Source organism: Micromonospora yasonensis (assembly GCF_026013475.1).
Lineage (GTDB): Bacteria > Actinomycetota > Actinomycetes > Mycobacteriales > Micromonosporaceae > Micromonospora > Micromonospora yasonensis.
On sequence record NZ_JAPDPH010000405.1, the window covers coordinates 1 to 2,818 of the forward strand.

The following is a 2,818-nucleotide window of genomic DNA, read 5'->3' on the forward strand; positions in this document are numbered from 1 at the left end:
GCCGGTGCATCGGGTGCGCGGTGGCCAGGTCGGCGGCGATCTCCCGGCCCACGGTCTGCTGGCCGGGGGTCAGCTCGTACGGCAGCCGGGCGTCGAACGCGTCCAGCAGGCCACCGGCGCGCGCCGGCCGGGCCTGCGCCGGCCAGGCGGCCGCCCGGTGCTTGCGCTGCACCAGGGTGAGCTGCACGGCGAACGCCTCGTCCCACTTGAGCCGGCGCCGGGCCCGGTAGAGGGCCTCCTTGCTGGACGGTCGGTGGATCTCGCGCAGCGCGGTGCCGATGTCGGCCAGGTTGCGGCTGGCCCGGACGGTGGCCGGCAGCGGGTCCTCCGGCGGGGTGAAGGTGTCCAGCACCACCCGGACACAGCGGGCGATCACCCAGGTCGGCACGGCCGCCGCGGCCGGGTAGACCGGGATCAGCGCCCCGGCGAACTCCTCGACCTCCTCGTTGGCCGCCGCCTCGCCGTCGCCGCCCTCGCCGAGCAGCACGTACTCGGGGCCGTTGAGCTGCCGCTTGCCCCGGAACTCGGTGACCTTGCCGGCGAACAGCCCCCACCGGCCGGGGCGCAGGTCGCGCTCGCGCCAGGCCTGGTTGCCGAAGAAGGTGAGAGTGAGCACGCCGCCGGAGCCGTCGCCGACGGTCACCTCCAGCAGGTTGCCCCGCCGCTGGCGCATCGGCCGGACCGCGGTGCGCTGCACCTGGGCCAGCACGGTGACCTGCTCCCCCACGTCCAGCGAGCGGATGTCGGTGTGCTCGCCGCGCTCGTCGTAGCGGCGCGGGAAGTGGTAGATCAGGTCGCCGGCGGTGTGCAGGTCGAGGTGGCTCGCCAGGGCCTTGGCCGTCTTCTCCCCGACCAGCTTCTTCAGCGGCGTGTCCACCGTGGTCGGCTCGCTCGTCATTCGACCCCCAGCAGAAGCGGATAGTGCGGCTGGCCGCCCTCGTACGCCTGCACGTCGACGAACGGCCAGGAGCGCTCGACGTGCTCGCGCACCCGGTCGGCCAGCCCGGCCGGGGCGTCCGCCCCGCAGAGCAGGGTGACCAGCTCGCCGCCGCCACCGAGCATCCGGTCGACCACCGCGGTGCAGGTGTCGAGCAGGTCGGCGCCGATCAGGTGCACCTCCCCCTCGACCAGGGCCAGCACGTCACCCGGCCGGCACGGCCCGGCCACGGTGAGCGCCTCCTTGCTGGCGTGGCAGACCTCGGCGTACCGGCAGGCGCCGGCCGCCTCGGCCATCGCGATCACGTCGTCCTCGAAGCGCCGCTTCGGATCGCGGACGGCCAGGGCGGCGAGGGCCTGCACCGGCGACCGGGTGGGCACCACGCTGACCTTCACGCCGAGCCGGTGCGCCTCCTTGGCGGCCGTGCTGGCCACCGTCTGGGTGTTCGGGTCGTTGGGGAGCACCACCACCCGGGCGGCCCCGGTGGCACGGATCGCGTCGAGCAGCTCACCGGTGGACGGGTTGGCCGGCAACACGGTGGCGCCCTCGGCGCCGAACAGCTCGGCGATGCCGGCGCCGGTGGCCACCACCACGGCGGCCCGGCCGCCCGGCGGCGGGGCGGGCGCGGGCGCGGCCACCTGGTCGGCGAAGCGGGTCACGGTGATCCGGTGCGGACGGCCGGCCACCACGCCGGCCTCGATCGCCGCGCCGACGTCGTTGACGTGCACGTGCACGTTCCACGTGCCCTGGCCGGTGCTGCCGTCGCCGACGATCACCAATGAGTCGCCGAGCGCGTCCAGGTCGCCGCGCAGCCGGGTCACCGCCTCGTCGGTGGCGTCGAGCAGGTACTGCACCTCGTAGGCGTACGCGGCGGAGCCGGTCTCCCGGACGGCGGTGGCGGGCGGCCGGGCGGCGGGCGCCGGGCCGGCCGCCGGCCCGGGGCTCTCCCCGGTGACCACCTCGACCAGCGCGTCCAGCAGCAGGCAGAGGCCGCGCCCGCCGGCGTCCACCACGCCGGCGCGGGCCAGCGCGGGCAGTTGCTCGGGGGTACGCGCCAGGGCGCGCGCCGCCCCACCGGCGGCGGCCCGGGCCACCGCCCCCAGCTCGTCGCTGTCCGCCTGCTCGGCGGCGCGGGCCGCGGCGGTGGCCACCGTGAGCATGGTGCCTTCGACCGGGTGGGCGACCGCGGCGTACGCGGCGGTGGCCGCGGCGGACAGGGCGGCGGCGAGCTGGCGGCCGCGGACCGCCGGGGTGGCGGCGAGGGTGTCGGCGAAGCCGCGCAGGATCTGCGACAGGATCACCCCGGAGTTGCCCCGCGCGCCCAGCAGGGCACCCCGGGCCAGCAGCCGCAGCGCGTGCCCGTGCGGGGTGTGCCCGTCGTCGGGGAGGGTGCCCAGGTCCATGGCCAGGGCCTGGTGCGCGGAGGTGAGGGTGAGCACCAGGTTGGTGCCGGTGTCCCCGTCCGGGACCGGGTAGACGTTGAGGTCGTCGATCTCGCCCTGGTGCCGTTGCAGGGCGGCCAGCCCGCTCGCGCACCAGCGGCCCACCGCGGCGGCGTCGAGGGTGTCCTGCACGTCGGGAAGCCTACTGGCGCGCACCGACACGCGCCGGGGTCGCCCGGCCGGCGTCGGCGTGTCCGTTCGGCAACCGGGGCCGGTTGGGCGTACTGGCACGTCATCGGGTAACCTGGCCAGGTTGCCCGGGCAGCGCCTGGCGGCGACCTCATGAACGTTTCAATCCCAGGAGTATCCCGTGGCTAGCGTGTGCGACGTCTGTGGCAAGGGGCCGGGCTTCGGCCACAACGTGTCCCACTCGCACCGGCGGACCAACCGCCGCTGGAACCCGAACATCCAGTCGGTGCGTACCCCGGCCGGTGGCGGC

The 2,818-nt window shown here is 76.0% G+C and carries 2 protein-coding genes and 1 pseudogene; 1 reads left to right on the forward strand and 2 read right to left on the reverse strand.

The window, feature by feature from the left end; genetic code table 11:
- Positions 1–898 (reverse strand): annotated as a pseudogene (locus ONA70_RS35765) (ATP-dependent DNA helicase RecG); the annotation flags it as partial.
- On the reverse strand, positions 895–2,511 hold the full coding sequence (locus ONA70_RS35770) for a DAK2 domain-containing protein (protein WP_265010898.1): 1,617 nt from the start codon (positions 2,509–2,511) through the stop codon (positions 895–897). The pseudogene ONA70_RS35765 and the gene ONA70_RS35770, both read right to left, overlap by 4 nt.
- A gap of 178 nt (positions 2,512–2,689) precedes the next feature.
- On the opposite strand from ONA70_RS35770, the gene rpmB reads away from it, so the two are divergent.
- On the forward strand, positions 2,690–2,818 hold a 129-nt coding region (gene rpmB / locus ONA70_RS35775), incomplete at its 3' end, for a 50S ribosomal protein L28 (RefSeq protein ID WP_265010899.1).